Consider the following 23,789-nt stretch of genomic DNA (forward strand, 5'->3'; position numbering starts at 1 on the left):
GCCCCTCATGCCCAAGACTATCCGCATCGCCGCCGCCCTGTTGATCGACCCGCAAGGCCGCACCCTGCTGGTGCGCAAGCGCGGCACCCAGGCGTTCATGCAGCCGGGCGGCAAGATCGATGCGGGCGAGTCGCCCGCCCAGGCGCTGGTGCGAGAGCTGCACGAAGAACTCGGGCTGCGGGTCGACCCTGGCCAGGCCGTGCATCTGGGCAGCTTCAGCGCACCCGCGGCGAACGAGCCCGGTTTCCTCGTCCAGGCCGAACTGTTCCGCGTTGACAGCGCCGAGGCCGTCACCCCAGCGGCGGAAATCGAGGAAGTGCGGTGGCTGGCCGTGAACCAGGCATCCGACCTGAACCTGGCGCCGCTGACCCGGGACCTGATCCTGCCGCTCTGGCGCGAGGGCCTCAACGCACCGCGCTGACCCCGTCCAGGGTGGCGAACGAAGTATCCTTGGCGGTCAGCAGGAAGTCGCGCATGTACGGCGCATCGAGCATGTCGGTGCGCACTGCTGCGTAGAGCGTGGCGAACAGCCCCTTCTCGCCCAGGCGCTTGCCTTTCACGTAGCCTCGCGAGCTGTACTCATGCAGCGCCCAGTGCGGCATGCCGCATACACCACGGCCGCTGGCCACCAGTTGCATCATCATCACGGTCAGTTCCGAGGTGCGCACTGCCGCAGGCTCGATGTCGGCCGGCTCCAGGAAGCGGGTGAAGATGTCCAGGCGGTCGCGCTCCACCGGGTAGGTGATCAGGGTCTGGTCGAGCAGGTCCTGGGGCACGATGTACGGTTTGCCGGCCAGCGGGTGCTGGTTGGCCACGGCGAGCATGGCTTCGTAGGTGAACAGGGGGACGTAGGTGATGCCGGCCAGGTCCACTGGGTCGGAGGTCACCACCAGGTCGAGGTCGCCGCGGGCCAGGGCCGGCAGCGGCGCGAAGGCGAAGCCTGAGGCCAGGTCCAGCTCCACTTCCGGCCAGGCGTCACGGAACTGGTCGATGGTTGGCATCAGCCACTGGAAGCAGCTATGGCACTCGATGGCCATGTGCAGGCGCCCGGCGGTACCGCCGGCCAGGCGCGCGATATCGCGCTCGGCGCCGCGCAGCAGCGGCAATGTGGCATCGGCCAGTTGCAGCAGGCGCAGCCCGGCGCTGGTGAAGCGGATGGGTTTGGTCTTGCGTACGAACAACGGCAGGCCCAGTCGCTCTTCGAGCTCCTTGAACTGGTGCGACAATGCCGACTGCGTCAGATGCAGCCGCTCCGCGGCCTCCACCAGGCTGTCGGCTTCGCGCAGGGCGTGAAGGGTTTTCAAGTGGCGTATTTCCAGCACGGTGAAACTCCAACGTTATTCAGGCGCAGGCTGATCAAAGATGTTGAGTTTCCCTCATGTTGATGGTGGATGTCGATGCATCACGCAAGGGGCCCGGGCCGGGCCCCTTGCGGTCGATCAGAAGAGCGTCGCGAAGTGCTTGCGAGCGATGGGCCGCGTCAGCTCACCTCGCCAGATCTGCTCGACGTGGGTGTCCTGCCATTCCCGCCCCAGGCGCCGTTGAGGGATGGTCTTCAAGTGTGCTTTGACGAACGCCTCGAAAGAGGGATTCGCCTTGTCGAAGTGGAAATGGGCATACCACAGTGGACGTGGCGAGGCTTCCCGGGTGTCGAGTACCACGAATTCCTGGAGGAAGTCTCGGCGGCCATCGCTGGTCCGTCGCAGCTCTACCAGTGCGCCCTCCTTCTCGATCCGGACCAGGCCCGCTTCGTGCAGATAATCAAGCTGTCCGCCATTCGGTTGGTGAGTACCCATGATGTAGCCGACGCGCAGTGCCTTGCCATGCCGCGTCGACTCCCGTGCCATGTCGCGCAACCGTTGTACCAGGCTGTCGTCGTGCGCCTGCTCGGCGATGCGCGAGGCGAGGTTTTCCAGGTCGGTGGCCTTGAACTGCATGAGATCGTCAAGGCTCGCGCCGTCCATGCCTTGGTTGGCGTGCTGCTGTACCTTGCCTCGATACGCTTGCAGTTCGTCCAGTTGACGTCTGGCCTCGGTGCGCAACTCCTTCAGGGATACGCCACTACCAGCGGTGGGAGCCGTGTCTGGATTGGTCAGGGTGAATTTCCCCGAGCGATCCTGATGATAGAGTTCGGTTCGCCCGTTGACGCCGGTGATGCGGTACACGTTGGGGCTTTGCTGGTCGGGTTCACCGATCAGCAGGCGGTTGTCGGTGGTCTCGAATACGCGGGGCTGTTGGGTACCTTTCCTGCTGGACAGCGGCGCTGGCTTGGTTTTATTGAGCAGCAGCCCTTTGAAATGCGCTTCATAGGCCGTCAATGATGTCTCCAGGCGCTGCGCGGCAGCGGGCTCGATGTACGTTGCATAGCTATCGAGCCAATATTTCAACTGATGGCGAAAACGTTCGGAATGCTGTAGCGACGTCGTCATGATGGCGACACGTTGTGCGGCGGAGGCTTTTGTTTCACCCAGCTGATGCAGGGCATACAGTGCGCGGTCCAGTGTTGCTCTCGGTTCCTTCATCAACAATTGCAGGCGGATGCCGGCGCCGCTCAAGGCCTGGCCCGGTTTGACCAACAACGCAGTCAGTTGGCCGACAGCCATGTAGTTCAGGACGGGATCGGTAAAAGCGCTCAGGGTGCCGTCGATGGTGTTCAGCAAGTCCCGATGTTCGCCCGCCTGTCGTACCTGCTTGCGCCAAGTGCGTAGATGGGTGACTTGCTCGCGGATATCGTCTACAGCCGCCAGTGCGTTCAGTCGGGCCTGGTTCATGTTGGCCCTCAGCGTGGACAACTGCTGGGTTTTGATCTGGAACTGCTTGTCATCGAGGTCCGGCGTGAGTTCGACGGATTTTTGCTGAAGACGTAGCTTGAGATGATCGACTTCATCCATCGCGAGGGTGAGTTGGGTACTGGCTTCTCTGCTGAGGCGTTGACGACCATTGCAAATGAGTATGGCCAGGTCGTTCGCCTGATCTTGCGCCCTTTTGCGAATCCGCCCGGCGGCAACCTGCTGGAATGCCTGGCAATCACGGTGAATGCGTTCTGCGTCGGCGAGGGTGCTTTTCAGCGAAGCCTTCAGTGGCGCGTCGAGCTTTCCCTGTTGTTCCAAGGCGCGCTTCATTTGCTGATTGAGCTCGTTGGCACGAGGTTGCAGTACTTGCAGGTCGCGGGTAATGCTGTCGCGCAGGCGGTTGTGCTGGCGATAGGCATGGTCTCGCCACCAGCGTGGCAGGCGTTCGCGTATCGCGGCGGGCCAGAGGGGGTCGAGCGTATCGGCGACACGGCCAAGTGCTTGTCCGCCACCGCTGCCTGCCCCCTGGCGGTGTACACCATAGAGCGCGAAGTGCGTATCCCACTGGCCGTGCTCGTCTTGAGCAATGGCGCGTTTCCACTTGTGGCGGGTGTTGCCATCCAACTGCCAGGTGTGGGCGGTCGTGTCCCAGCTCACTTTGTAGGTTTGCTTGCCGACCAGGATGAAGTTGCCTTCGGTATGCCGATAGATGCCTCGGTATTTGCCATGGGTGGCCGGTTGCAGTCCCTCCAGTGACAGTGGCTGCTCATACTCCAGCCCGGTGAAACGGTCGAGGCTGCGTTGAGGCAATGAATTCTCGCGCAGGTGTACGGTCCCGTTACTCAGTTCACGGATACGGCGCATCCTCGCCGCTCGACGCAGGGACGCGGTATTGAGGCCAATACCGACGCCGAGAGCGTCCATTGCGACATCGACCAGCGAGACGATCAAGTCGTTGATAGCTTGCAGGACGTCACTGGGCGAGCCTTTGGAAAGCGCTTTCACCACCTCGGTGGCACTGACGAATGCGTCGTAGGCGCTGATCGGTAGCCCCAGGAACGGGATCGCCCCCAGGGCGATCTTGAACCCTATCAGCACGCCAGCGCTCTGCCCGGCCAAATGCTCGAAGAACAGGTCCAGGTTGGAGCGCGACGTCGCGCGATGTTCCATCACCAGGCGCCCTCGATGGGCCTCGAGCAGGTGGGCGGCCAGTGAGGTGGTGGCGGGCCAGGCGGTACCTACACCTATCATGCGGTCGAAATGGCGAATGCGCGCTTCGCGCAGCCGTGTGCGATGGGCGCCAGGGTTTCCGCTCAGTGCCCGGCTGACGAGGTAGTCGTCGCGTTCATCGAACAGCGCCAGCCGCGCTTGTTCGAGACTGTCGTACTGGCGCAGCCCGTGGGTCGGGTGATCGGGACGATAGAGCAAGGTGACCTTGCTGGCGCGGTCCTCGATGAACGTCACCCCCGACAGTGTCGTGGATTGCTCGTCGGTATCCTTGCCGCCAGCCGTCAACTGGGCGGGCAACAATTGAATGTCATGGCCGTCGGCCTGGAAGGCCGATCGGCTGTCGGCATCGATTGCCACGCAAAGGATCGCGTGACCGACGCTATCCAAGTCCCCTCGTTGGTGATACAGCAGGTTTTGCAACTTCAGCATCAAACGGTGTGGGGCGATCAGGCACTCTCGGCGGTAGGCATGGGCATATTCCGACTCAGTGGGGTCGCTGAAGGCGGCATGGAGCGCCGATTCGTAGCGCCCAGCGAGGTCCAGGCGGTGTGCCAGGCCTAGCAAGTATTTGCGATCGAGGCCTTTCTCGATGGACTGCCCTGGCGGCTGCCCATCGGCGCGCTTGGGTTTGACGAAATTCAGGCGTTCCAGCATGGTGCTGTCGATGTTTTGCAACAGCAGGCCTTCAAGCGTGACCTCCTCGGTCTCCAGGCTTGCGGTCAGCACTGGTCGGGTCGGTGTTCCTGGAGCGCCACTGCCGACGACCGGATGATTGCGCCAACTTGTCGATAGCGGGAGTTGCAGAAGAATCCGGCCACCGTCGAAACCATCGAAATCCTGTCTCAGGGTTTTCGACACCCATTTCTGGCAGAACGCCTCGCGCTCCGGCAGGTCGCGATCCATCAGCGCCTGGCTGTCGCGCAAGGCTGCCAAGTAGTCAGTGGCCATGGTCTTGAAGGCGGTGCGCACCTCTTCGGTCATCTTGGCGAAGGCGGTTGGTGAGCTGCCTAACCTGCTTGCAAGCTGTTGCTCCTCTTTCAGGTGGGAGAGCGCCGCCTCCCGCGCGCCCTGCCAGGACACCTGCAGGTGTAGGCCCAGGGTCTGTCTTGCCTGCGGTAGTTCAACCGCCGCGGCGTCGAGCCCCTTCTCGTTCTGCAGGGTCTGCCAGGCTTGGCGCGCATGCGCCAGTTGTGCGTCCAGTGCATGGGCAAGGCTGTCGCCGACGATGGGCTCGATGCGAAGCGACAGTTCTGGGCCGTGCTGGCCCAGATAATCAGCGAGCGCGGCCTGGTCGTCACACTGCAACAGCCCCCCAGGCCCACCGACCCAGTAAATGGCGAAGGGTTGGCGGGTGTCAGGGGTGTCCTGGGGCGTACGCCTGGCGATGACCACGACCTCGTGCAGTGCCTGTTCGCGTGTGCTGCCTGCCAGGTCGCCAGGCGTCGAGCACAATACGGCGGAAGCCGTCAGCACGCTGTCATCATGTGGCTTGAATAGTGATTCGACCAATGCGAGCACGCCAGCCGTCAGTTCGCCCAGCAACCGTTTCATTCGGGCATGGGCAAGCAAAGCTTGGCTGTGAGCAGTCACCAGAGCGGGAGGCGCTGTGACCGGGCGGGCGTCGGAGTGCCATTTCGCCGAGGCCAGGATGGCATCGATCTGGACCTGAGCGGCATCACGCGCCTTGAGCAGAATACCTTGTTGTCGCTGGCACTCCTCGAGGTCTTGCGGGGAAAGCTGTGCCAACTTCTCCAGTTGTTGAGCGACAAGCCGGACGCGCGTTGACCAGGGTACCTCCATGCCAAGTGGCGCCAGCTCGAACAGCGAGCGACCAGGGTGGTCGTCGTCTTCGGTGGATTCAAGGGCAAATGGCATGGCGAAAACCGTTGGATGGCGCCATTCGCCATGGAGTCGATCAGCCAGCGCCAATGCTGCGGCGGCGTCGCCAAGGCCTGCACCGGGGTCATGGCCGAGTGTTGCCAGCAGGCTGTTCTCCAGGTGTTCGAAGACAGTGTCGAAACCTTCGTCGATCGAGCTCAGTGACGTGTAGATGATTTGCCCGCAAGCCCCCCCAAGCTTGGATTCCAGAGCCTGGCGTGACGCGTGATGGCTGAGGGTTTCGCTGCTACCGGGGGAGTAAAGGGTCAGTGCCGGTTCGCCTTCGATACTGAAGATCAGCGCTCCGGGCTCGCAGGTGGGGGTTTCGATGAACAGTTGGCGATTGTCCAGCCGCAGCGACTCAGGATTGTCCATGACGCCGAGTACAGGGTGTAGCTCCGCCGCCGAGGGATCACTGGCGAAGGCGATATCGACGGTGGCTTCGAAGTGGCGTCGGTACTGGGCGCGAGCTTGTTCCTTGCGGCTCTTTGGCGTTCCTTTGGCACGCTCCCCCCAATAGCTGCTCCAGCGCTGTCGAACAAGGCTTGAGAGATTCAGAGCGGCCAGACGTTCCAGCAACTTGCTGGGTGGCTGGGGCAGCGCCCCAGGTTTACCCGTGAAGCGTGCGTGAAGGTCAATCATGGGGTGGGCGGCGTGGTGTTGGGCCCAGGCAGTCAATGCAACGAGATCGACAGGTTGTGGCGGCTGCGTCGTTTCAAGTAACAGGGCGACTTGCTTGGGGTCTATATCCAGCGTTTCCTTCAGCCAAGCGCCAATGACCTGGCGAACGCCAGGCGCCTGACTCAGCAGTGCATTGAATGTCCGTCGCAGGTCCTCGCACGTTTTGCGCGCTCGATGCACAACAGGGATGTCCGGCGGCACGGCATTCAATGCTTGGGGCATCAGTGCAAAGGGAGGGAGGGGGTGTGTCTGCTCGTCCATCGGTCGGTCCTTCTTGAAAGTTGTCGAATAGGGCAACGTCATTGAAGGGAACGATGGCGCTTGTTGGGGTGTAATTAGTTATCGTGCCTGGCCATTCGGCAGGATTCATCAAACTGTCACGGTTTTGTGGCAGCGCGCTGGCATGAAAGTCATCAGTCTCGCGCTCTACTGGGGATCTGCATTCTGGTGTTTCTTTCATGCGGGCGTTTTTACTTTTCTTCTTTCTACTGGTCAGCGTGCCGGCGAGCTTCGCCGAGGGACGCTGTGACGTCCATGTGCCGGTGCAACGGGCCGAGCTGGGCGAGCTGAGCCTGGTCTACCAGAGCGTCGGCGCGCCCCGCGACCCTACGCTGCTGTTGGTGATGGGGCTGGGCGGGCAATTGATCCACTGGCCGGATGACGTGGTCGAGGCCTTGTGCCGCCAGGGCTTTCGAGTGATCCGCTACGACAACCGCGATGTCGGCCTGTCGCGCTGGAACCAGCTACCGGCCTCGGCCAACCTGACCATCGAACTGCTGCGCTACAAGCTGGGACTGCCGGTGTCGGCGCCCTACACGTTGACCGACATGGCCAGTGATGGGGTGCGCCTGATGGATGCCTTGGAGATCCGCCAGTTCCACGTGCTGGGGGTGAGCATGGGCGGGATGATCGCCCAGCACATTGCGGCAATGGCCCCGGAACGAGTGCGCAGCCTGACGCTGGTGATGTCCAGTTCGGGCGCGGCTGGCTTGCCGGCACCCAACCCGGCGTTGGTGCAGTTGCTGGCGCGGCGCGGCGCGCCGAGCCGCGAGGTGGCCATTGAGCAGCAGGCTGATCTGCTGGCGGCGCTGGGCAGTCCGCAAGTGCCTGACGACCGCGCAGCCTTGTTGGAGCAGGCGGCGGTATCCTATGACCGTGCGTTCAATCCGGATGGGGTGAAGCGGCAGATCATGGCGATCCTGGCCGAACCGAGCCGAGTCGAATTGCTCAACCAGCTGCGGGTACCGACGCTGGTGGTTCATGGCACGGCCGATCCGCTGCTACCGGTAATGCACGGGGTGCACCTGGCGGCGCATATCCAGGGTAGCCAGTTGCGGTTGATCCCAGGCTTGGCGCATCGTTTCCAGGAGCCGTTCAAGGCGCCGTTGCTCGGGGCAGTCCTGCCCTACCTGCAGGCGCATCGGCAGGATGTCACGCACATCGCCCGGCTTTAGAACGTCGCCTCGTTGGCAAGTCGGCTTTCATGGCACAGAACTCGATCCATCGACTTGACATGACCTCTGTAGGAGCGGCTTTAGCCGCGATCACCCGCAAGTCGAGTGCCGCTCATCGCAATTCCCGCATCGCGGCTGAAGCCGCTCCTACAGGGGATTGCTGGCTTCAGTGCATCCTCACCCAGACACTCACCAGCACCGTCGCCGCCAGCAGCCAGGCCACGGTGGCCAGCGCCAGCGATACCTCCAGGCGTAGCCGGTCGACCAGCACGTACAAGGTCGCCAGATAGACGAAGTAGGGAATGATCGACCACATCCCGAACAGGATGGTGGCCTTAAGGTCCTCGAGCGACCGCCCCTTGCCGACAATGTAGTGGGCGATCAGGGCGAAAGTGGGAAACAGCGGCACCAGGCCGGCAATGTAGTAGTTGCGGGTCTTCGACAGGATCGCCAGAAGCACCACCACGCCGGCGCCCAGGGCCGCTTTGAATACCAGGTCCACGTTTGATTTCCAGGTTGAGATTGCCGATCAGCCGAGCCCGTACTTCTTCACTTTGTCGAACAGCGTGGTCTTGGCCATGCCCAGCTCCTGGCTGGCCTGGCTGAGGTTGCCGCCGGTGCGTTGCAGGGCGTCGCCGAGCAGGTTGCGCTCGAACGCCTCGACCGCCTCGGCGAACCCCAGGCCTTGGCTGGCACCGCCGCTCGGGCTTTTCTTGAATGCCGGCAGGCCGAGGGCGTGGCGCTCGGCGACGTTGCGCAGCTCGCGCACATTGCCCGGCCAGTCGTGAGCCATCAGCCGCGACAGGGTCTGGCTGTCGATCTCCGGCGTCTCGCGGTCGAAGCGCAATGCCGACTGCTGCAGGAAGTGCTCGAACAGTTGCAGGATGTCTTCGCGGCGCTCGCGCAGTGGTGGCAGTTCCAGCGTCACCACGTTGAGGCGGTAGTACAAGTCGCTACGGAATTGGCCGCTCTGGCCGAGCGTGGCGAGGTCTGACTTGGTGGCGGCGATCACCCGGCAGTCCACCGGGATGCTCTGGTTCGAGCCCAGGCGCTCCAGGGTGCGCTCCTGCAGCACGCGCAGCAGCTTGATCTGCAGGTTGATCGGCATGCTCTCGACCTCATCGAGGAACAGTGTGCCGCCATTGGCGTGCTCGATCTTGCCGATACGGCGCTTGCCGGCACCGGTGAAGGCGTTGGCCTCGTGGCCGAAGATCTCGCTTTCGAACAAGTTCTCCGGCAGGCCGCCGCAGTTCAGCGCCACGAACGGTTGGCCCTGGCGTCGGCTGAAATCGTGCAGGCAGCGGGCGACCAGTTCCTTGCCAGTGCCGGTCTCGCCCTCTATCAGCACGTTGGCCGAGGTGTCGGCGACGTTGGCGATCAGTTCACGCAGGTGCTCCATGGCCGGCGAACGGCCGATGATCCGGCCCTCCAGGCTGCTCTGCTCGGCCAGCTGGCGGCGCAGGGCGAACACCTCGCGGGACAGCCCGCGTTGTTCCAGGGCACGGCGCACCACGTCGACCAGGCGCTCGGGCGAGAAGGGTTTCTCCATGAAGTCGTAGGCGCCGTTGCGCATGGCGCCGACCGCCATGTCGATATCACCATGGCCGGTGATCAGTACCACCGGCAGGCTGCGGTCGCGGGCCTTGAGGCGATTGAGCAGCTCCAGGCCGTCAATGCCGGGCAGGCGGATATCGCTGACCACGATACCGGCGAAATCGTCGCCGATGCGTTCGAGCGCCTGCTCCGCGCTGCCGACACCCTCGCAGGCGATGTCTTCCAGGGCCAGCGCCTGCTGGCAGCCGAGCAGCACATGCGGGTCGTCTTCGACGATCAGTACGGTGAGAGGTGCTTGGTTCATAGGGGCTCAGCCAATTCGCTAGGGGGCGTGACCAGGGGCAGGGCGAGAACAAAGGCCGTGCCACCGACGGTGGGGTGTTCGACGCTCAGTGTACCCTTGGCGGCGGTGGCCAGGCTCGCCGACAGGGTCAGGCCCAGGCCCAGGCCGTGCTCGCCCGGTTTGGTGGTGAAGAAGGGTTCGAACAGGTGCTTGCGCGCCTCGAGATCGATGCCATGGCCATTGTCGCGCACCCGCAGGCGGTACTTGTCGCCTTGCCGCTCGCCTTCGAGCCACAGTTGCGGCAGTGGTTGGGTGGCCATGGCGTCGAGGGCATTGCCGATCAGGTTGACCAGGATCTGCTCCAGACGAGTCTGGTCGATGGCCAGTTGCTGGTCGTCGAACTCGCGGTGCAATTGCAACTGGCAGGCGCTTATTCGGTTGCCCAGCACCTGTAGTGTGGCTTCCACGGCTTTTTCCAGCGAGGCTTGGCCGCTGTCGTCGCCACGCCGGGCGAAGGAGCGCAGGCTGGCGGTGATGCGGCCCATGCGGTCGATCAGGTCGTTCATGGTGCGCAGGTTGGCGCTGGCGGTTTCCAGCGCGCCGCGCTCGAGGAAGCGCACGGTGTTGCCTGACAGCGTACGCAGTGCCGCCAATGGCTGGTTGAGCTCGTGGGCGATGCTGGTGGACATCTGCCCGATAGCCGCCAGCTTGCCGGCCTGGACCAGTTCGTCCTGGGCGTGACGTAACGTTTGCTCGGCATGCCGGCGTTCGCGGATCTGGCCTTTCAGGCGCTCGTTGCTGGCGCGCAGGTCGGCAGTGCGTTCGGTGATCTTGCGTTCCAGTTGACTGTTGGCTTCTTCCAAGGCTTCGCGCGCGGCCAGGCGGGTGGCGATCACCTTGCGCCGTTCGTTCCAGGCAATACCCAGGATCGCCAGCAAGGCGAAAGCCACCCCCACCAGGATGCCCTGCACCATGGATTCGCGGCGCAGGTCTTGCAATGGGGTGAGCAGGGTGAAGTGCCAGGGCGTGTCGGACAGACGTCGGGTCTGGGCGAGATAAGCGACCTCGCGCTGCTTGCCCTGGACGGTTTCGCTGTTGGCCGGGAAGGTGAGTTTCTCCACGCCGTCGGCGAGGGTTTCGCGGGCCAGTGGCTGCAGCTCGTTGAGCGGCCACCAGTAGTACTGCAGGCTGCGCGCCAGGCGTTCCTTGATCTGCGGCGTGAGCGGGCGCACCGACTTGAGGCGCCGCGCCGGGTCGCTGGAGAGGATGATGATGCCGTTCTCGTCACTGACGAAGGCTTCCAGGCGGGCGCGTTGCCAGCGCTCCTCGAGGGTGTCCAGGCGCACCTTGATCACCGCCACGCCGATGATCTTGCCGTGCTCCTCCAGCCCGTGGGCCAGGTAGTAGCCGGCCTCACCGGTGGTGCTGCCGATGCCGTAAAAGCGCCCGGGCTCACCGCGCACGGCGTCCTGGAAGTAGGCGCGGAACGACAAGTCCTCGCCCAGGAACGAGTCGGCATCGCGCCAGTTGCTGGTGGCCTGCACCCGCCCATTGGTGTCGAGGACGAAGATCGCTCGGCTGCGGCTGCGCCGGTTCAGGCCTTCGAGGTATTCGTTGACCGTCTGGCGGTAGTTGCCATCCGGGTCGGTAAGCAGTTGCGAGACGCTGTCTTCCAGCTCAAGCAGGCTGGGCAGGTAGGTGTACTTGCTGATCTCGCTTTCGACCGTGCGCGCGTGCAGCTCCAGCTGTCGCTCACCGGTTTCGCTGAGGGTGCGGATGCCATTGTTCTCGCTGATCAGAAAGCCGGCCAGGCCCAGTCCGACCATCAGCAGGATGACCAGGGGTGGCAGCAGCAATTGGCGGATCAGGCGGGATTTCACGGTGGGCTGGGCAGGGCGAAGGAGCGAAGGGTCGCATTTCATCACAGTGGCCTTGTCACGACCAGCATCCGCTGCCTGGCGACGAGCCGGGCAGCGTCACTGTGGCCGACTTAGTGTTGCAGGATCTTGCTCAGGAAGTGCTGGGTACGCTCGTGACGGGCATTCGGGTTGCCGAAGAAGTCCTCCTTCTGGCAATCCTCGATGATGTTGCCCTTGTCCATGAAGATCACCCGGTTGGCGACCTTGCGGGCGAAGCCCATTTCGTGGGTTACGCACATCATGGTCATGCCCTCGTGGGCCAACTCGACCATCACGTCCAGTACTTCGTTGACCATTTCCGGGTCCAGCGCCGAGGTCGGCTCGTCGAACAGCATGACGATCGGGTCCATCGACAGCGCGCGGGCGATGGCCACGCGCTGCTGCTGGCCACCGGACAGCTGGCCGGGATGCTTCTTGGCGTGGGCGCCCAGGCCCACACGGTCGAGCAGGGCCAGGCCTTTCTTGGTGGCTTCCGCCTCGCTACGGCCAAGGACCTTGCGCTGGGCGATGGTCAGGTTCTCGGTGATCGACAGGTGCGGGAACAGCTCGAAGTGCTGGAATACCATGCCCACCCGCGAGCGCAGCTTGGGCAGGTTGGTCTTCGGGTCGGCGATGGAGGTGCCATCGACCACGATGTCGCCCTTCTGGAACGGTTCCAGCGCGTTGACGCACTTGATCAGCGTGGACTTGCCCGAGCCCGACGGGCCGCAGACCACCACCACTTCACCTTTCTTGACCTCGGTGCTGCAGTCGGTCAGCACCTGGAAGTCCCCGTACCACTTGTTGACGTTCTTGATGGAAATCATACGGTGATCCTTTTTTGCAGGCGCTTGACCAGCCAGGAAGCGGAGAAGCTGATGAGGAAGTAGACGACACCGGCGAAGATCAGGAACTCATGGGAGCGTCCGATGATGTCGCCGTTGGAGCGAGCCGAGTTGAGGAAGTCGATCAGGCCCACGGTGTAGACCAGTGAGGTGTCCTGGAACAGGATGATGCTCTGCTGCAGCAGCAGCGGGGTCATCTTGCGGAACGCCTGGGGCAGGATGATCAGGCGCATGCACTGGCCATAGCTCATGCCCAGGGCTTGTGCCGCGCCCATCTGGCCCTTGGAGATTGACTGCACGCCGGCGCGGACGATTTCGCAGAAGTACGCCGCTTCGAACATCATGAACGCCACGACGCAGGAGGTGAAAGCGCCCACGGGTGTGTCTTCGCCGGTGATCCAGCGCAGCACGAACGGCACCGCCAGGTAGAACCAGGTGATCACCAGCAGCAGCGGGATGGAGCGGAAGTAGTTGACGTAGGCACCGGCGACATTGGCCAGCAGCTTGTTCGACGACAGGCGCATCAGGGCCAGGATGGTACCCAGGGCAATGCCGCCGACCACGCCCATGACCATCAGTTGCAGGGTCAGGACCATGCCGTCCCACAGGGCGGGCAGGGCCGGGATGATTTCACTGAAATCCATGTCCATTTACTTGCCTCCCACGGAAATCAGGCCCGGTACAGCGACTTTCTTCTCGACCATGCGCATGAGCAGCATCAGGCCCATGTTCAGGGTGAAGTAGATCAGGGTAGCCAGAGTGAATGCTTCGAACAGGTTGGCCGAGAATTCGGCGGTCTGCTTGGTCTGTGCCAGCAGCTCCATCAGGCCGATCAACGAAGCCACCGAGGAGTTCTTGAACACGTTCAGAAATTCCGAGGTGAGCGGCGGAATGATGATCCGGTAGGCCTGGGGCAGCAGCACGTTCATGTAGATCTGCGGCAGGCTGAAGCCCATCGCGCGCCCGGCCGACTCCTGGCCGCGAGGCAGCGCCTGGATGCCGGTGCGTACCTGTTCGCAGACACGGGCGGCGGTGAACAGGCCCAGGCAGATGACCACGCTGATCAGCGCCGAGGTGGTCGGGTTGAGGTCCTGCTTGAACCACTCCTGGAGGCCTTCAGGCAGCAGGTCCGGTACCAGGAAGTACCACATGAACAGCTGCACCAGCAGCGGTACGTTGCGGAATAGCTCGACGTAGGCGGTGGCAATCCCTGACACCAGACGGTTGGGCACGGTGCGCATCACGCCGAGGAGCGACCCCAGCAGCAACGCGATGATCCAGGCGGAGATGGCGATGGCGATAGTCCAGCCCAGACCGGTGATGTACCAGTCCAGGTAGGTTTCGCTGCCCACGCCGGTGGACTTGAAGAACACGCCCCAGTCCCAGTTGTAATTCATCGGGATTTCCCCTCAGACGATTGTTTCACGGGCACCTCAATACATCCGGGGGCGTTCGAGGCCCTCGGATGTAAAGGTTAGACACTAACTAAGTGGCCTGTTGGATGGATTCGCGCGGATGCGCTTCAGGCCACTATCTGAAGGTCAGGACTTCTTCTCGTCCGCGGCCTTGTCGGTCGGTTCGGCGATCAGCTTCTTCAGTTCGTCGCTCATCGGGAACTGCAGGTTCAGGCCTTTCGGTGGAATCGGCTGCTGGAACCACTTGTCGTAGCTCTTGTTGACTTCACCCGACTTGAAGTAGGCAACAATGGCCTCGTCGACCGCTTTCTTGAAGGCTGGGTCGTCCTTGCGCACCATGCAACCGTAGATTTCGTACGATTGTGGCGTGCCGGTGATGACCCAGTCGGCTGGCTTCTTGGCCTTGGCCATTTCACCGGCCAGCAGGGCGTCGTCCATCATGAAGGCCACGGCGCGGCCGCTTTCGAGCATGTTGAAGGCTTCGCCGTGGTCTTTGGCCGAGATCACGTTCATCTTCATCTGCTTGTCGGCGTTCATCGCCTTGAGGATGCGCTCGGAGGTGGTGCCTGCGGTGGTCACCACGTTCTTGCCGGCCAGGTCGGCGAAGTCTTTATAGGAAGGTTGACCATCCTTGACTTTGGTCAGCAAGCGGGTGCCGACTTCGAAGATACCTACCGAGAAACCGACTTGCTGCTGGCGCTCGACGTTGTTGGTGGTGGAGCCGCACTCGAGGTCGACGGTGCCGTTCTGCACCAGCGGGATGCGGGTCTGCGAGGTAACCAGGTTGTACTTGACCTTGATGTCGGTGCCCAGTTGCTTCTTCAGGGCTTCGACCACAGCGAGCTGGATGTCGTGGGAGTAGCCCACGGGTTCCGGCTTGCCGGCGAGGTAGGAGAACGGAATGGAGGAGTCGCGATGACCCAGGGTGATGGTGCCCGAGTCCTTGATCTTCTTGAGAGTACCGGTCAGTTCTTCAGCCATGACTGGCGACGCGATGACCGCGGCCGCGATGGCGGCGCCCAGCAATTGACGAACGATGCGCATCAAATTTACCTCGACGTGTTTGTTTTTTTTATGGAGCCGTTGGCGGACTCTTTCGTTCAACGAATACAGCAAGAAGCGGTGTGCATTCGGCTACAGAGTGTAGAGCATGAGTCGTGCCAAGCCCCAGGGCATTATCTTAACGCTGCGTAATTGTTGAGAATTACGGTTCAGTGAAGGTTTTTTGATGTCAGTTGATGTCCGTCAAACCGAACGAATGGTTTCGCTGTGTTCGGAAAACCGAATATCTATTGCGAGGGCGCGCACCTAGAGATGAGCCTGGCGAGGGAATGCATCGTCTGATCGCCGCGCGCGGGTGAAGTATCAGTCGGAATGAATCAGCGTTAATGATCGAGGAGTGGCCCTGAGAAGGCCGTGTCGCTTGCCGAGCCGTCGAACCGTGGCCGTTGCGAAGCAGAGGGGGGAAGGGCAAGCAGGAGGTCAAACCATGGCCGGCGCGATGGCGCAGGAGGCGTATGCATTCAGCCTCCCGCGCCGTGTATCGACAGCAGGTCAGGCAGCCTGGACAGCGGCCCGGTTCAACCGAGCCTGCTGTAGGTAATCCTTGAGGACCGTCTGCTCGGCGGCGGAGGTGAACAAACCGAGCTTTGTGCGGCGCCAGAGGATGTCGTCGGCATCGACTGCCCATTCCTGGGCGAGCAGGTAGTCTACTTCGCGTCCGAACAGGCCACCGCCGATGGACTGGCCCAGGTCTTCCGGACCTGTCACGCCTTCGAGCAGGCGCCACACACGGCTGCCGTAGGTTACCGCCCAGCGCTTGGCGATATCCACCGGCAACCAGGTATGGCGGGCCAACATGGCGTCGATCAGGGCCTGCGCGGTCGTCATGCTTTCACCGCCTGGCAGTGGCGCGCTGGCGGTCCAGCTACCGCGCATCTGGGGGAAGAACGGCTGCAGTTCGGCCATGGCCGACTCGGCCAGCTTGCGGTAGGTGGTCAGCTTGCCGCCAAACACCGACAGCAGAGGAGCCTCGCCCTGCGCGGCGGACAGCGCCAAGGTGTAGTCGCGGGTGACCGCCGAGGGGTTGTCCGACTCGTCGTTGCACAGCGGACGTACGCCGGAGTAAGTATGCAGGATGTCGGTGCGGCTGAGCTGGTGGTTGAAGTGCTCGTTGACCACCTTGAGCAGGTAGTCGGTTTCCTGGTCGGTGATCGCCACCTTGGCCGGGTCGCCGCTGTATTCGCGGTCGGTGGTGCCGATCAGGGTAAAACGGTCCAGGTACGGGATGCAGAACACGATGCGTTGGTCTTCGTTCTGCAGGATATAGGCATGCTCGCCCTCGTAAAGACGCGGGACGATCAGGTGGCTGCCCTGGATCAGGCGGATACCGTAGGGTGCCTCGAGCTTGAGGTCGTCCTTTATGAAGCTGGCGACCCAGGGGCCGGCTGCGTTGACCAGGGCGCGGGCCTGGATGGTCTGCCGGCTGCCGTCGGCGTGCTGCAGCTCAACCTGCCACAGGCCATCGATGCGTTCGACGCGCAGGCAGCGGGTGCGGGTGTGGATGTGCGCGCCTTTTTCGCGGGCGGCCATGGCGTTGAGCACGACCAGGCGGGCATCATCCACGGCGCAGTCGGCGTATTCGAAACCACGGGTGATGGCTGGCTTGAGCGGGTAGCCCGGGCCGAAGCGCAGGCCGCGCGAGGCACCCAGGCGCTTGCGCTTGCCCAGGTGGTCGTAGAGGAACAGGCCGGCGCGGATCATCCAGGCCGGGCGCAGGTGCGGGCGATGGGGCAGGACGAAACGCATCGGTTTGACGATGTGTGGCGCCTTGGCCAGCAGTACTTCACGCTCGGCCAGGGCCTCGCGAACCAGACGAAACTCGTAGTGTTCCAGGTAGCGCAAGCCACCGTGGATAAGTTTGCTGCTGGCCGATGAGGTGTGTTGCGCCAGGTCGTCCTTTTCACAAAGGAACACCTTCAGGCCGCGCCCGGCGGCGTCCGCGGCGATGCCCACGCCATTGATGCCGCCGCCGATCACGGCGAGGTCATAGCAGTCGGCGGGGGATGGCTGGGACGAAACGGGCTGGGACACGGCAAGGCCTCCTTAGGCTGTTCACAGCGAAAGTGAACATTGATGTTCGTTTTCGAAAATATTAGCGCAATGGAAAGACCGCCGCCACTCAGTCTTCATAGAAAAAACTGATTGAATGACAGGAAAATGAACATTTGTGAACATCGATCTGTAGGAGCCAGCTTTGCGGGTGAACAATCGGAGGGTTCGTCACCAAGGCTGGCGCCTACACGGGAGGGGCTCAGACCACTTCGAGGCGGATCTTGTACTGGTTGAGCAATTGGGTGAGGGCGGGGGACGGGGCCTGGTCGGTCACCAGGCAGTCGATCAGGCTGATCGACCCCAGTCGCACCATGGCATTACGGCCGAACTTGCTGGAGTCTGCGGCGAGGAGCACCTGCCGGGCATTGGCGATGATCGCCTGGGATACCCGCACTTCCTGATAGTCGAAGTCCAGCAGGCTGCCATCTTCATCGATGCCGCTGATGCCCACCACCGCGAAATCGACCTTGAACTGGTTGATGAAGTCGACGCTGGCCTGGCCAACCACGCCACCGTCCCGGCGCACGGTGCCCCCAGCCACCAGCACCTCGAAATCATCCTTGGCGGCCAGGATCGCGGCCACGTGCAGGTTGTTGGTGATGATCTTCAAGTGATTATGGTTGAGCAGGGCTCGGGCAATGGATTCGGTGGTGGTGCCGATGTTGATGAACAGTGAGGCATGATCGGGTATCTGCCGGGCCACGGCTTCGGCGATGCGTTGCTTTTCGTCACGCATCTGATCGGCACGCATGGCGTAGGCGGTGTTTTCGATACTCGAGTCGTAGGCCGCGCCACCGTGATAACGGCGTAGCAGATTGGCCTCGGCGAGCTGGTTGATATCGCGGCGGATAGTCTGAGGGGTGACGACGAACAGCTGCGCCATTTCCTCGATGCTGACATAGCCACGTTCACGGACCAACTCGAGGATTTGTTGTTGGCGAGGGGGCAGATTCATGGGCGGTCCTTTGGGGCAGCCGGACAAATTCTGCAATGATGCCGTAGGACGGGGTGTACGACCAGTCTGGATACACCGCCATTTCTGTAGGAACCAACCTTGCTGGCGAACGCTTTCAACTGTTCGCCAGCAAGCTTGAAATCAGGCGTCGTGATCTTCCCAGTCGCGGGTGCGATCCACAGCCTTGCGCCAGCCCTTGTACAGCTTCTCTTTCTCGGCTTCAGCCAATTGCGGGCTGAACTCGCGCTCGATGATCGCCTTGTCACGCAACTCGTCGAGGCCGCTCCAGAAGCCGCACGCCAGGCCCGCCAGGTAGGCGGCGCCCAGCGCGGTGGTTTCACGCATCTTCGGCCGCTCGACACACGTGCCGAGAATGTCTGCCTGGAACTGCATGAGGAAGTTGTTGGCCACCGCGCCGCCGTCCACACGCAGCTCGGACAGGCGTTCGCCGCAATCCTGCTGCATGGCGTCCAGCACGTCGCGGGTCTGGTAGGCGATCGATTCCAGGGCAGCGCGGATGATGTGGTCCACCTTGACACCGCGGGTCAGCCCGAACAGGGCGCCACGGGCATAGGGGTCCCAGTAGGGGGCGCCCAGGCCGGTGAAGGCAGGCACGAGGTACACGCCGTTGCTGTCCTTGACCTTGCTGGCGAAGTATTCGGTGTCGTGTGCGTCGTTGACGATCTTCAGTTCGTCGCGCAGCCACTGCACGGTGGAGCCACCATTGAACACCGCACCTTCCAGCGCATAGACCACTTCGCCGCGCGGTCCGCAGGCGATAGTGGTGAGCAGGCCATGGGACGACTTGACTGCCTTGTCGCCGGTGTTCATCAGCAGGAAGCAGCCGGTGCCATAGGTGTTCTTGGCCTGGCCGGGTTCCACGCACATCTGGCCGAACAGCGCCGACTGCTGGTCGCCGGCGATACCGGCGATGTCGATACCGCTCTTGGTCTTGCCATAGACCTCGGACGAAGGGCGCACTTCAGGCAGCATCTGCCGCGGAATACCAAGGATGTCGAGCAGCTTCTCGTCCCACTGCAGCGTGTGGATGTTGAACATCAGGGTGCGCGAGGCGTTGGTGTAGTCGGTGACGTGCACCTTGCCGCCGGAGAATTTCCAGATCAGCCAGGTATCGACGGTGCCGAACAGCAGTTCGCCGCGCTCGGCACGTTCACGGGCACCCTCGACGTTGTCCAGGATCCACTTGAGCTTGGTGCCGGAAAAGTAAGGGTCGGTGACCAGGCCGGTGGCCTCGCGGATGTACTGCTCGTGGCCGTCGCGTTTGAGCTGGGCGCAGATTTCGGTGCTGCGGCGGCACTGCCAGACGATGGCGTTGTAGACCGGGCGACCGGTTTCCTTGTCCCAGACGACGGTGGTTTCACGCTGGTTGGTGATACCGATGGCGGCGACCTGGGCGTGGCTGATGCCGGCCTGGGCCAGGGCCTCGACCATGGTGGCGGACTGGGTGGCGAAGATTTCCATCGGGTCATGCTCGACCCAGCCGGCCTGCGGGTAGTGCTGGGCGAACTCGCGTTGCGAGGTGCCGACCACATTGGCATCGCGATCGAAGATGATGGCGCGCGAACTGGTGGTGCCCTGGTCCAGGGCGATGATGTAGTTCTTGTCCAGGTTGTCAGTCATGTCGATGGCCTTGCACGAAATGGGAGTAGGTCAGGGCGTGGCGGGCGCGGGTCAATCGACCCAGGCGCCCAACGCTGGCATCAGGAAGCCTGGGTGTCACCCTGAGGATTATCGTCTGTCTGCAGGTTCGCGGCTTGCGTCGTCGGCAGGTTGCGGGCAATCAGGCCACGGTAGAGGGCCGCGCCCAGGCTGGCGCCGAGAATCGGTGCGAACACCGGAACCAGGAAATACGGGATGTCGCGCCCACCCGTGAAGGCAATTTCGCCCCAGCCGGCCAGGAATGTCATCAGCTTGGGCCCGAAATCACGCGCCGGGTTCATCGCGAAGCCGGTCAACGGGCCCATGGCGCTGCCGATCACCGCGATCAGCAAGCCGATCAGCAGTGGCGCGGTGGCGCCGCGAGGCAGGCCGTTGTTGTCGTCGGTCAGGGCCATGATCACGGCCATCAGGATGGCGGTGATGATCACCTCGACCAGGAACGCCTGGCCGGTAGATAGCAACGGATGCGGGTAGGTGGAGAACACCGAGGCCAGCTCGAGGCTAGCCTGGCTGCCGCGCAGCATGTTGTGGGCCTGTTCGAAATCGAAGAACAGGTTGCTGTACAGGGTATAGACCAGGGCGGCGCCGCAGAACGCGCCACACACCTGGGCCAGGATGAAGAACGGCAGCTTGCGTTTGTCGAAGCCGGCGAACAGGGCCAGGGCGATGCTCACCGCTGGGTTCAGGTGCGCGCCGGAAACGCCGGCGGTCAGGTAGATCGCCATGCTCACGCCGACCCCCCAGATGATGCTGATCTCCCAGAGGCCGAAGCTAGCGCCGGCGACCTTGAGGGCAGCGACACAACCTGTGCCGAAGAAGATGAGCAGGGCGGTGCCGAGGAATTCGGCGAGGCACTGGCCGGAAAGCGTGGGTTGTCGTAGAGCAGTCGTCATTTATGACCTCGGTTTTTTGTTGTTGTGAGGCGCTGGGCGCTCGACAGCAAAAAGCCCGGAGTCTATCCCCATGGACGCCGGGCAGGTACGGGAAGTGCACCTTATAGGTGCACCATTTATTCACAAACGAAAAAATATAGACAAGAAACGCTGATGTCAAAGGTCGAAAATGAACGTTCGACCACAATCTGACTGCCGCGCCGCACAGCGAACATTCGGCCACTGCTCAAGCCTGGGGCTTATGCTGGTTAGTCGGGTGGATTTGCCCTAGAGTAGCCGGCGACCCGTGACCGCCTGGAGCCATTGATGACCCCTGCCCTGGACCTGCTGAAGAAGGCGCGCGCCGAGCACCGTGTGCACAGTTACGAACATGATCCGAAAACCGCTTCCTACGGCCTGGAGGCCGCGGAAAAGCTGGGGCTCGATCCACTTCGGGTGTTCAAGACCCTATTGGCCAGCAGCGAGAAAGGGGAGTTGCTGGTGGCAGTGGTGCCAGTGGTCGGCACGCTGGACCTCAAGGCCCTGGCCCATGCCGCCGGGGTGAAGAAATGCGAAATGGCCGACCCGCAGGCTGCCCAGCGTGCGACTGGCTACCTGGTGGGTGGCATCAGCCCATTGGGGCAGAAGAAGCGCTTGCGCACGTTCATTGACCAGTCGGCGCAACACCATGAAACCATTCATGTGAGCGCTGGGCGTCGGGGGCTGGAAGTGGAGCTGGCCGGGTCGGTGCTTGCCGCCCATACCCAAGCCCAGTTCGCCGAAATCGGTCGCCTGTAGGAGCCGGCAAGCCGGCTCCTACAGGGACTCAGTGCGCTGAACTGTAGCGGCGTACGCCGTTTTCCTGGCGTGCCAGTTGGGCCGCTACGCTGCCAGGCACCGGAAACAACACCAGGTGATCAGCCGCCACGGCGATACCGACATCCTGGCCGACCTGGTGGTCGATGTGGCTGGGGAAGATAGCCTCGAGCTGGCTGCCGGTGGCCAGTTGCAGGCGGTACAAGGTCGAAGCGCCCAGGAAACTCTTGCCGACGATCTGCGCACGCAGCTCGCTGTCGGGCGCGTGGAGAATGTCGTCCGGGCGCAGCAGCACATCCACCGAGCTGCCCAGGGCCATGGTGTAGGCGCGATTGCCACGCAGCTCGCCGAGCTCGGTGATCACCGCGTCATGGCTGCTCATCTGGCCACGAATGAAATAGCCCTGGCCGATGAAGCTGGCAACAAAGGGGGTCTGTGGTTCGTGGTACAGGTTGTAGGGCGTGTCCCACTGCTCGAGGCGGCCTTCCTTGAATACGCCGACGTGGTCACTGACGGCAAAGGCTTCTTCCTGGTCATGGGTGACCAGGATGGCGCTGGTGCCACGGCTCTTGAGAATATCGCGCACTTCATGGCTGAGGCGTCGGCGCAGTTCCACGTCGAGGTTGGAGAACGGTTCGTCGAGTAGCAGCAGCTGTGGCTCGGGTGCCAGGGCGCGGGCCAGCGCCACGCGTTGCTGCTGGCCGCCGGACAGTTCGTGCGGGTAGCGCCCGCCGAGGCCGCCGAGCTTGACCAGTTCGAGCATCTCTTCGACGACTTGCGCCTGGCGTGGGTGCTTGCCAATGCCGAAGGCGATGTTCTGCGCCACGGTGAGGTGGGGGAACAGCGCATAGTCCTGGAACACCATGCCGATTCGGCGTTTTTCCGGTGCCAGGGTGAACCCTGCGCGGGATATGACCTCGCCAGCCAGCTGGATCTCGCCTTCGTGCACCGGCTCGAAGCCGGCGATGGCGCGAAGTGTGGTGGTCTTGCCGCAACCGGAAGACCCCAGCAGGCAACCGATGTCGCCTGCGTTCAGGTGCAGGTTGAGGTTCTGGACGATGCGCTGGTCGCCATAGCCGCAGGCGAGGTTGCGCAGGTTGAGCAGTAGGGGTTGACTCATGCGTGGTGGTAAGCCGGTTCTACAAGGAATTCCAGGAGGGCCTTCTGTGCATGCAGGCGGTTCTCAGCCTCGTCCCAGGCGACCGAGCGTGGGTCGTCGAGCAGGTCCTGGCTGATCTCCTCGCCACGGTGGGCGGGCAGGCAGTGCATGAACAGGGCATCGGGTGCCGCCAGGTCAAGTAGTTCTCGGGTGACCTGGTAAGGCGCGAAATGCGCCAGGCGCCGTGCAGTTTCCTCTTCCTGGCCCATGGAAGTCCAGACATCCGTGGTGACTAGGTGGGCGCCGCGCACGGCCTCCTTGGGGTCACGGATGATCTGCACGTGCTCGCCACCCAGTTGCAGGAAGCGAGGATCGGGCTCGTACCCTTCGGGGCAGGCGATGCGCAGCTGGAAGTCGAACTGCACAGCGGCCTCGATATAGGAGTTGCACATGTTGAAGCCATCGCCGATCCAGGTCACGGTCTTGCCTTGGATCGAGCCGCGGTGCTCCATGAATGTCTGCATGTCGGCCAGCAACTGGCAGGGGTGCGACTCGTCCGAAAGACCATTGATCACCGGCACCTTAGAGTGGGCGGCGAATTCGGTGAGGGTGCTGTGGGCGTGGGTGCGGATCATCACCGCATCGACCATGCTCGACAGTACGATGGCGCTGTCGGCGATGGGTTCGCCACGGCCCAGCTGCGTGTCGCGGGGCGACAGGAAGATGGCCTGGCCGCCGAGCTGGATCATGCCGGCTTCGAAGGATACGCGAGTACGGGTGGAGGACTTCTCGAAGATCATCCCCAGCACGCGGCTCTTCAACGGCTCGAACAATACGCCGCGCTTGCGCAGGTCCTTCAGCTCGATGCCTCGACGGATCACGCCGAGCAGTTCGTCAGCAGTGAAATCCATCAGGGAGAGAAAGTGCCTTGCGCTCATGATTGACTACCTTATCTGCAACGGTGTGCAGGTCGACCGTATGGTTTTTTTGACAACGGGGGTGACCTGCGGCGTAAACCGCACGGGGCGGACGGAATAGGGAAAGGCGCAATACTATAATTAAATGTCGCCTCAAACCAAGAGGGGAAACAGCGGCTCTGTATCAGAGGGTGTCGCAAGCCCTTGGAACCAGACTGTTTTTTATTTGCTACAGAGGTTGTACACGGCTCGGCGAGGCTTTGGCAAACCCGCCGTCGCGAATCGTGCGCCTGATGTCGCCCGATT

Annotated in this window: 18 protein-coding genes; 3 read left to right on the forward strand and 15 right to left on the reverse strand. The window is 62.6% G+C overall.

What is annotated here, in order from left to right:
• The first annotated feature begins 7 nt into the window (after window positions 1-7).
• Entirely contained in the window at window positions 8-421 is a 414-nt protein-coding gene (locus IM733_RS24915) for an NUDIX hydrolase (RefSeq protein WP_248918909.1), read from the forward strand.
• Here the strand turns inward: IM733_RS24915 and metR are convergent.
• Complete coding sequence (gene metR, locus IM733_RS24920; RefSeq protein ID WP_217867001.1) at window positions 405-1,322, reverse strand: transcriptional regulator MetR; 918 nt, start codon at window positions 1,320-1,322, stop codon at window positions 405-407. The genes IM733_RS24915 and metR overlap by 17 nt on opposite strands.
• Before the next feature lie 117 nt (window positions 1,323-1,439).
• Window positions 1,440-6,842 carry an apolipoprotein A1/A4/E family protein gene (locus IM733_RS24925; RefSeq protein ID WP_248918910.1) on the reverse strand — a complete coding sequence of 1,801 codons (5,403 nt, stop codon included), beginning with the start codon at window positions 6,840-6,842 and terminating at the stop codon, window positions 1,440-1,442.
• 197 nt (window positions 6,843-7,039) lie between these two features.
• On the opposite strand from IM733_RS24925, the gene IM733_RS24930 reads away from it, so the two are divergent.
• Entirely contained in the window at window positions 7,040-8,035 is a 996-nt protein-coding gene (locus tag IM733_RS24930; RefSeq protein WP_248918911.1) for an alpha/beta fold hydrolase, read from the forward strand.
• Window positions 8,036-8,201: 166 nt separating this feature from the next.
• On the opposite strand, the gene IM733_RS24935 is transcribed toward IM733_RS24930, so the two are convergent.
• The 11 genes from IM733_RS24935 to IM733_RS24985 form a co-directional block, all read right to left on the reverse strand.
• Window positions 8,202-8,537 (reverse strand): GlpM family protein, encoded by a 336-nt coding sequence (locus tag IM733_RS24935; RefSeq protein WP_248918912.1) that lies wholly within the window; start codon window positions 8,535-8,537, stop codon window positions 8,202-8,204.
• A 27-nt stretch (window positions 8,538-8,564) separates the two neighbouring features.
• Window positions 8,565-9,893: a sigma-54-dependent transcriptional regulator gene (locus tag IM733_RS24940; RefSeq protein WP_213659803.1), complete on the reverse strand. Its 1,329-nt coding sequence runs from the start codon at window positions 9,891-9,893 to the stop codon at window positions 8,565-8,567.
• A complete protein-coding gene (locus IM733_RS24945; protein ID WP_248918913.1) occupies window positions 9,890-11,794 on the reverse strand; it encodes a sensor histidine kinase in 1,905 nt (634 codons plus the stop codon). The genes IM733_RS24940 and IM733_RS24945 overlap by 4 nt, the downstream gene beginning before the upstream one ends.
• 68 nt (window positions 11,795-11,862) lie before the next feature.
• Window positions 11,863-12,597, reverse strand: coding sequence for an amino acid ABC transporter ATP-binding protein (locus IM733_RS24950; RefSeq protein ID WP_011532505.1), 735 nt, complete (start codon window positions 12,595-12,597; stop codon window positions 11,863-11,865).
• The gene (locus tag IM733_RS24955; protein ID WP_203647768.1) at window positions 12,594-13,265 is read right to left on the reverse strand and encodes an amino acid ABC transporter permease; all 672 of its coding nucleotides are present in this window, start codon (window positions 13,263-13,265) and stop codon (window positions 12,594-12,596) included. Before IM733_RS24955 ends, IM733_RS24950 begins: the two co-directional genes overlap by 4 nt.
• Complete coding sequence (locus IM733_RS24960; RefSeq protein ID WP_248918914.1) at window positions 13,266-14,012, reverse strand: amino acid ABC transporter permease; 747 nt, start codon at window positions 14,010-14,012, stop codon at window positions 13,266-13,268.
• A 144-nt stretch (window positions 14,013-14,156) separates the two neighbouring features.
• Window positions 14,157-15,074, reverse strand: a complete 918-nt coding sequence (locus IM733_RS24965; protein ID WP_248918915.1) for a glutamate/aspartate ABC transporter substrate-binding protein — start codon at window positions 15,072-15,074, stop codon at window positions 14,157-14,159.
• A 510-nt stretch (window positions 15,075-15,584) separates the two neighbouring features.
• Window positions 15,585-17,123 carry a glycerol-3-phosphate dehydrogenase gene (gene glpD, locus IM733_RS24970; RefSeq protein ID WP_248918916.1) on the reverse strand — a complete coding sequence of 513 codons (1,539 nt, stop codon included), beginning with the start codon at window positions 17,121-17,123 and terminating at the stop codon, window positions 15,585-15,587.
• A 220-nt stretch (window positions 17,124-17,343) separates the two neighbouring features.
• The gene (gene glpR, locus IM733_RS24975) at window positions 17,344-18,099 is read right to left on the reverse strand and encodes a DNA-binding transcriptional repressor GlpR (protein WP_248918917.1); all 756 of its coding nucleotides are present in this window, start codon (window positions 18,097-18,099) and stop codon (window positions 17,344-17,346) included.
• Between the two features lie 141 nt (window positions 18,100-18,240).
• Window positions 18,241-19,740: a glycerol kinase GlpK gene (gene glpK, locus IM733_RS24980; RefSeq protein ID WP_248918918.1), complete on the reverse strand. Its 1,500-nt coding sequence runs from the start codon at window positions 19,738-19,740 to the stop codon at window positions 18,241-18,243.
• 80 nt (window positions 19,741-19,820) lie between these two features.
• Complete coding sequence (locus IM733_RS24985; protein ID WP_248918919.1) at window positions 19,821-20,672, reverse strand: MIP/aquaporin family protein; 852 nt, start codon at window positions 20,670-20,672, stop codon at window positions 19,821-19,823.
• A gap of 306 nt (window positions 20,673-20,978) precedes the next feature.
• Between IM733_RS24985 and ybaK the strand changes: the two genes are divergently transcribed.
• On the forward strand, window positions 20,979-21,449 hold the full coding sequence (ybaK, locus tag IM733_RS24990; protein WP_248918920.1) for a Cys-tRNA(Pro) deacylase: 471 nt from the start codon (window positions 20,979-20,981) through the stop codon (window positions 21,447-21,449).
• 28 nt (window positions 21,450-21,477) lie between these two features.
• Here ybaK and IM733_RS24995 read toward each other — a convergent pair whose 3' ends face one another.
• On the reverse strand, window positions 21,478-22,587 hold the full coding sequence (locus tag IM733_RS24995; RefSeq protein ID WP_248918921.1) for an ABC transporter ATP-binding protein: 1,110 nt from the start codon (window positions 22,585-22,587) through the stop codon (window positions 21,478-21,480).
• Window positions 22,584-23,504 (reverse strand): ornithine carbamoyltransferase, encoded by a 921-nt coding sequence (gene argF, locus IM733_RS25000; protein WP_248918922.1) that lies wholly within the window; start codon window positions 23,502-23,504, stop codon window positions 22,584-22,586. Before argF ends, IM733_RS24995 begins: the two co-directional genes overlap by 4 nt.
• Window positions 23,505-23,789 lie beyond the last annotated feature (285 nt).

Source organism: Pseudomonas entomophila, from assembly GCF_023277925.1.
GTDB classification, from domain to species: Bacteria; Pseudomonadota; Gammaproteobacteria; order Pseudomonadales; family Pseudomonadaceae; genus Aquipseudomonas; species Aquipseudomonas entomophila_D.

What these genes read in the sequence shown, in the direction of transcription:
- IM733_RS24915 (WP_248918909.1), top strand. Translation starts at nt 8, where the DNA reads ATGCCCAAGACTATCCGCATCGCCGCCGCCCTGTTGATCGACCCGCAA.
- IM733_RS24925 (WP_248918910.1), bottom strand. Translation starts at nt 6,842, where the DNA reads ATGGACGAGCAGACACACCCCCTCCCTCCCTTTGCACTGATGCCCCAA.
- IM733_RS24930 (WP_248918911.1), top strand. Translation starts at nt 7,040, where the DNA reads ATGCGGGCGTTTTTACTTTTCTTCTTTCTACTGGTCAGCGTGCCGGCG.
- IM733_RS24940 (WP_213659803.1), bottom strand. Translation starts at nt 9,893, where the DNA reads ATGAACCAAGCACCTCTCACCGTACTGATCGTCGAAGACGACCCGCAT.
- IM733_RS24945 (WP_248918913.1), bottom strand. Translation starts at nt 11,794, where the DNA reads ATGAAATGCGACCCTTCGCTCCTTCGCCCTGCCCAGCCCACCGTGAAA.
- IM733_RS24950 (WP_011532505.1), bottom strand. Translation starts at nt 12,597, where the DNA reads ATGATTTCCATCAAGAACGTCAACAAGTGGTACGGGGACTTCCAGGTG.
- IM733_RS24955 (WP_203647768.1), bottom strand. Translation starts at nt 13,265, where the DNA reads ATGGACATGGATTTCAGTGAAATCATCCCGGCCCTGCCCGCCCTGTGG.
- IM733_RS24960 (WP_248918914.1), bottom strand. Translation starts at nt 14,012, where the DNA reads ATGAATTACAACTGGGACTGGGGCGTGTTCTTCAAGTCCACCGGCGTG.
- IM733_RS24965 (WP_248918915.1), bottom strand. Translation starts at nt 15,074, where the DNA reads ATGCGCATCGTTCGTCAATTGCTGGGCGCCGCCATCGCGGCCGCGGTC.
- glpR (WP_248918917.1), bottom strand. Translation starts at nt 18,099, where the DNA reads ATGAATCTGCCCCCTCGCCAACAACAAATCCTCGAGTTGGTCCGTGAA.
- glpK (WP_248918918.1), bottom strand. Translation starts at nt 19,740, where the DNA reads ATGACTGACAACCTGGACAAGAACTACATCATCGCCCTGGACCAGGGC.
- IM733_RS24985 (WP_248918919.1), bottom strand. Translation starts at nt 20,672, where the DNA reads ATGACGACTGCTCTACGACAACCCACGCTTTCCGGCCAGTGCCTCGCC.
- ybaK (WP_248918920.1), top strand. Translation starts at nt 20,979, where the DNA reads ATGACCCCTGCCCTGGACCTGCTGAAGAAGGCGCGCGCCGAGCACCGT.
- IM733_RS24995 (WP_248918921.1), bottom strand. Translation starts at nt 22,587, where the DNA reads ATGAGTCAACCCCTACTGCTCAACCTGCGCAACCTCGCCTGCGGCTAT.
- argF (WP_248918922.1), bottom strand. Translation starts at nt 23,504, where the DNA reads ATGAGCGCAAGGCACTTTCTCTCCCTGATGGATTTCACTGCTGACGAA.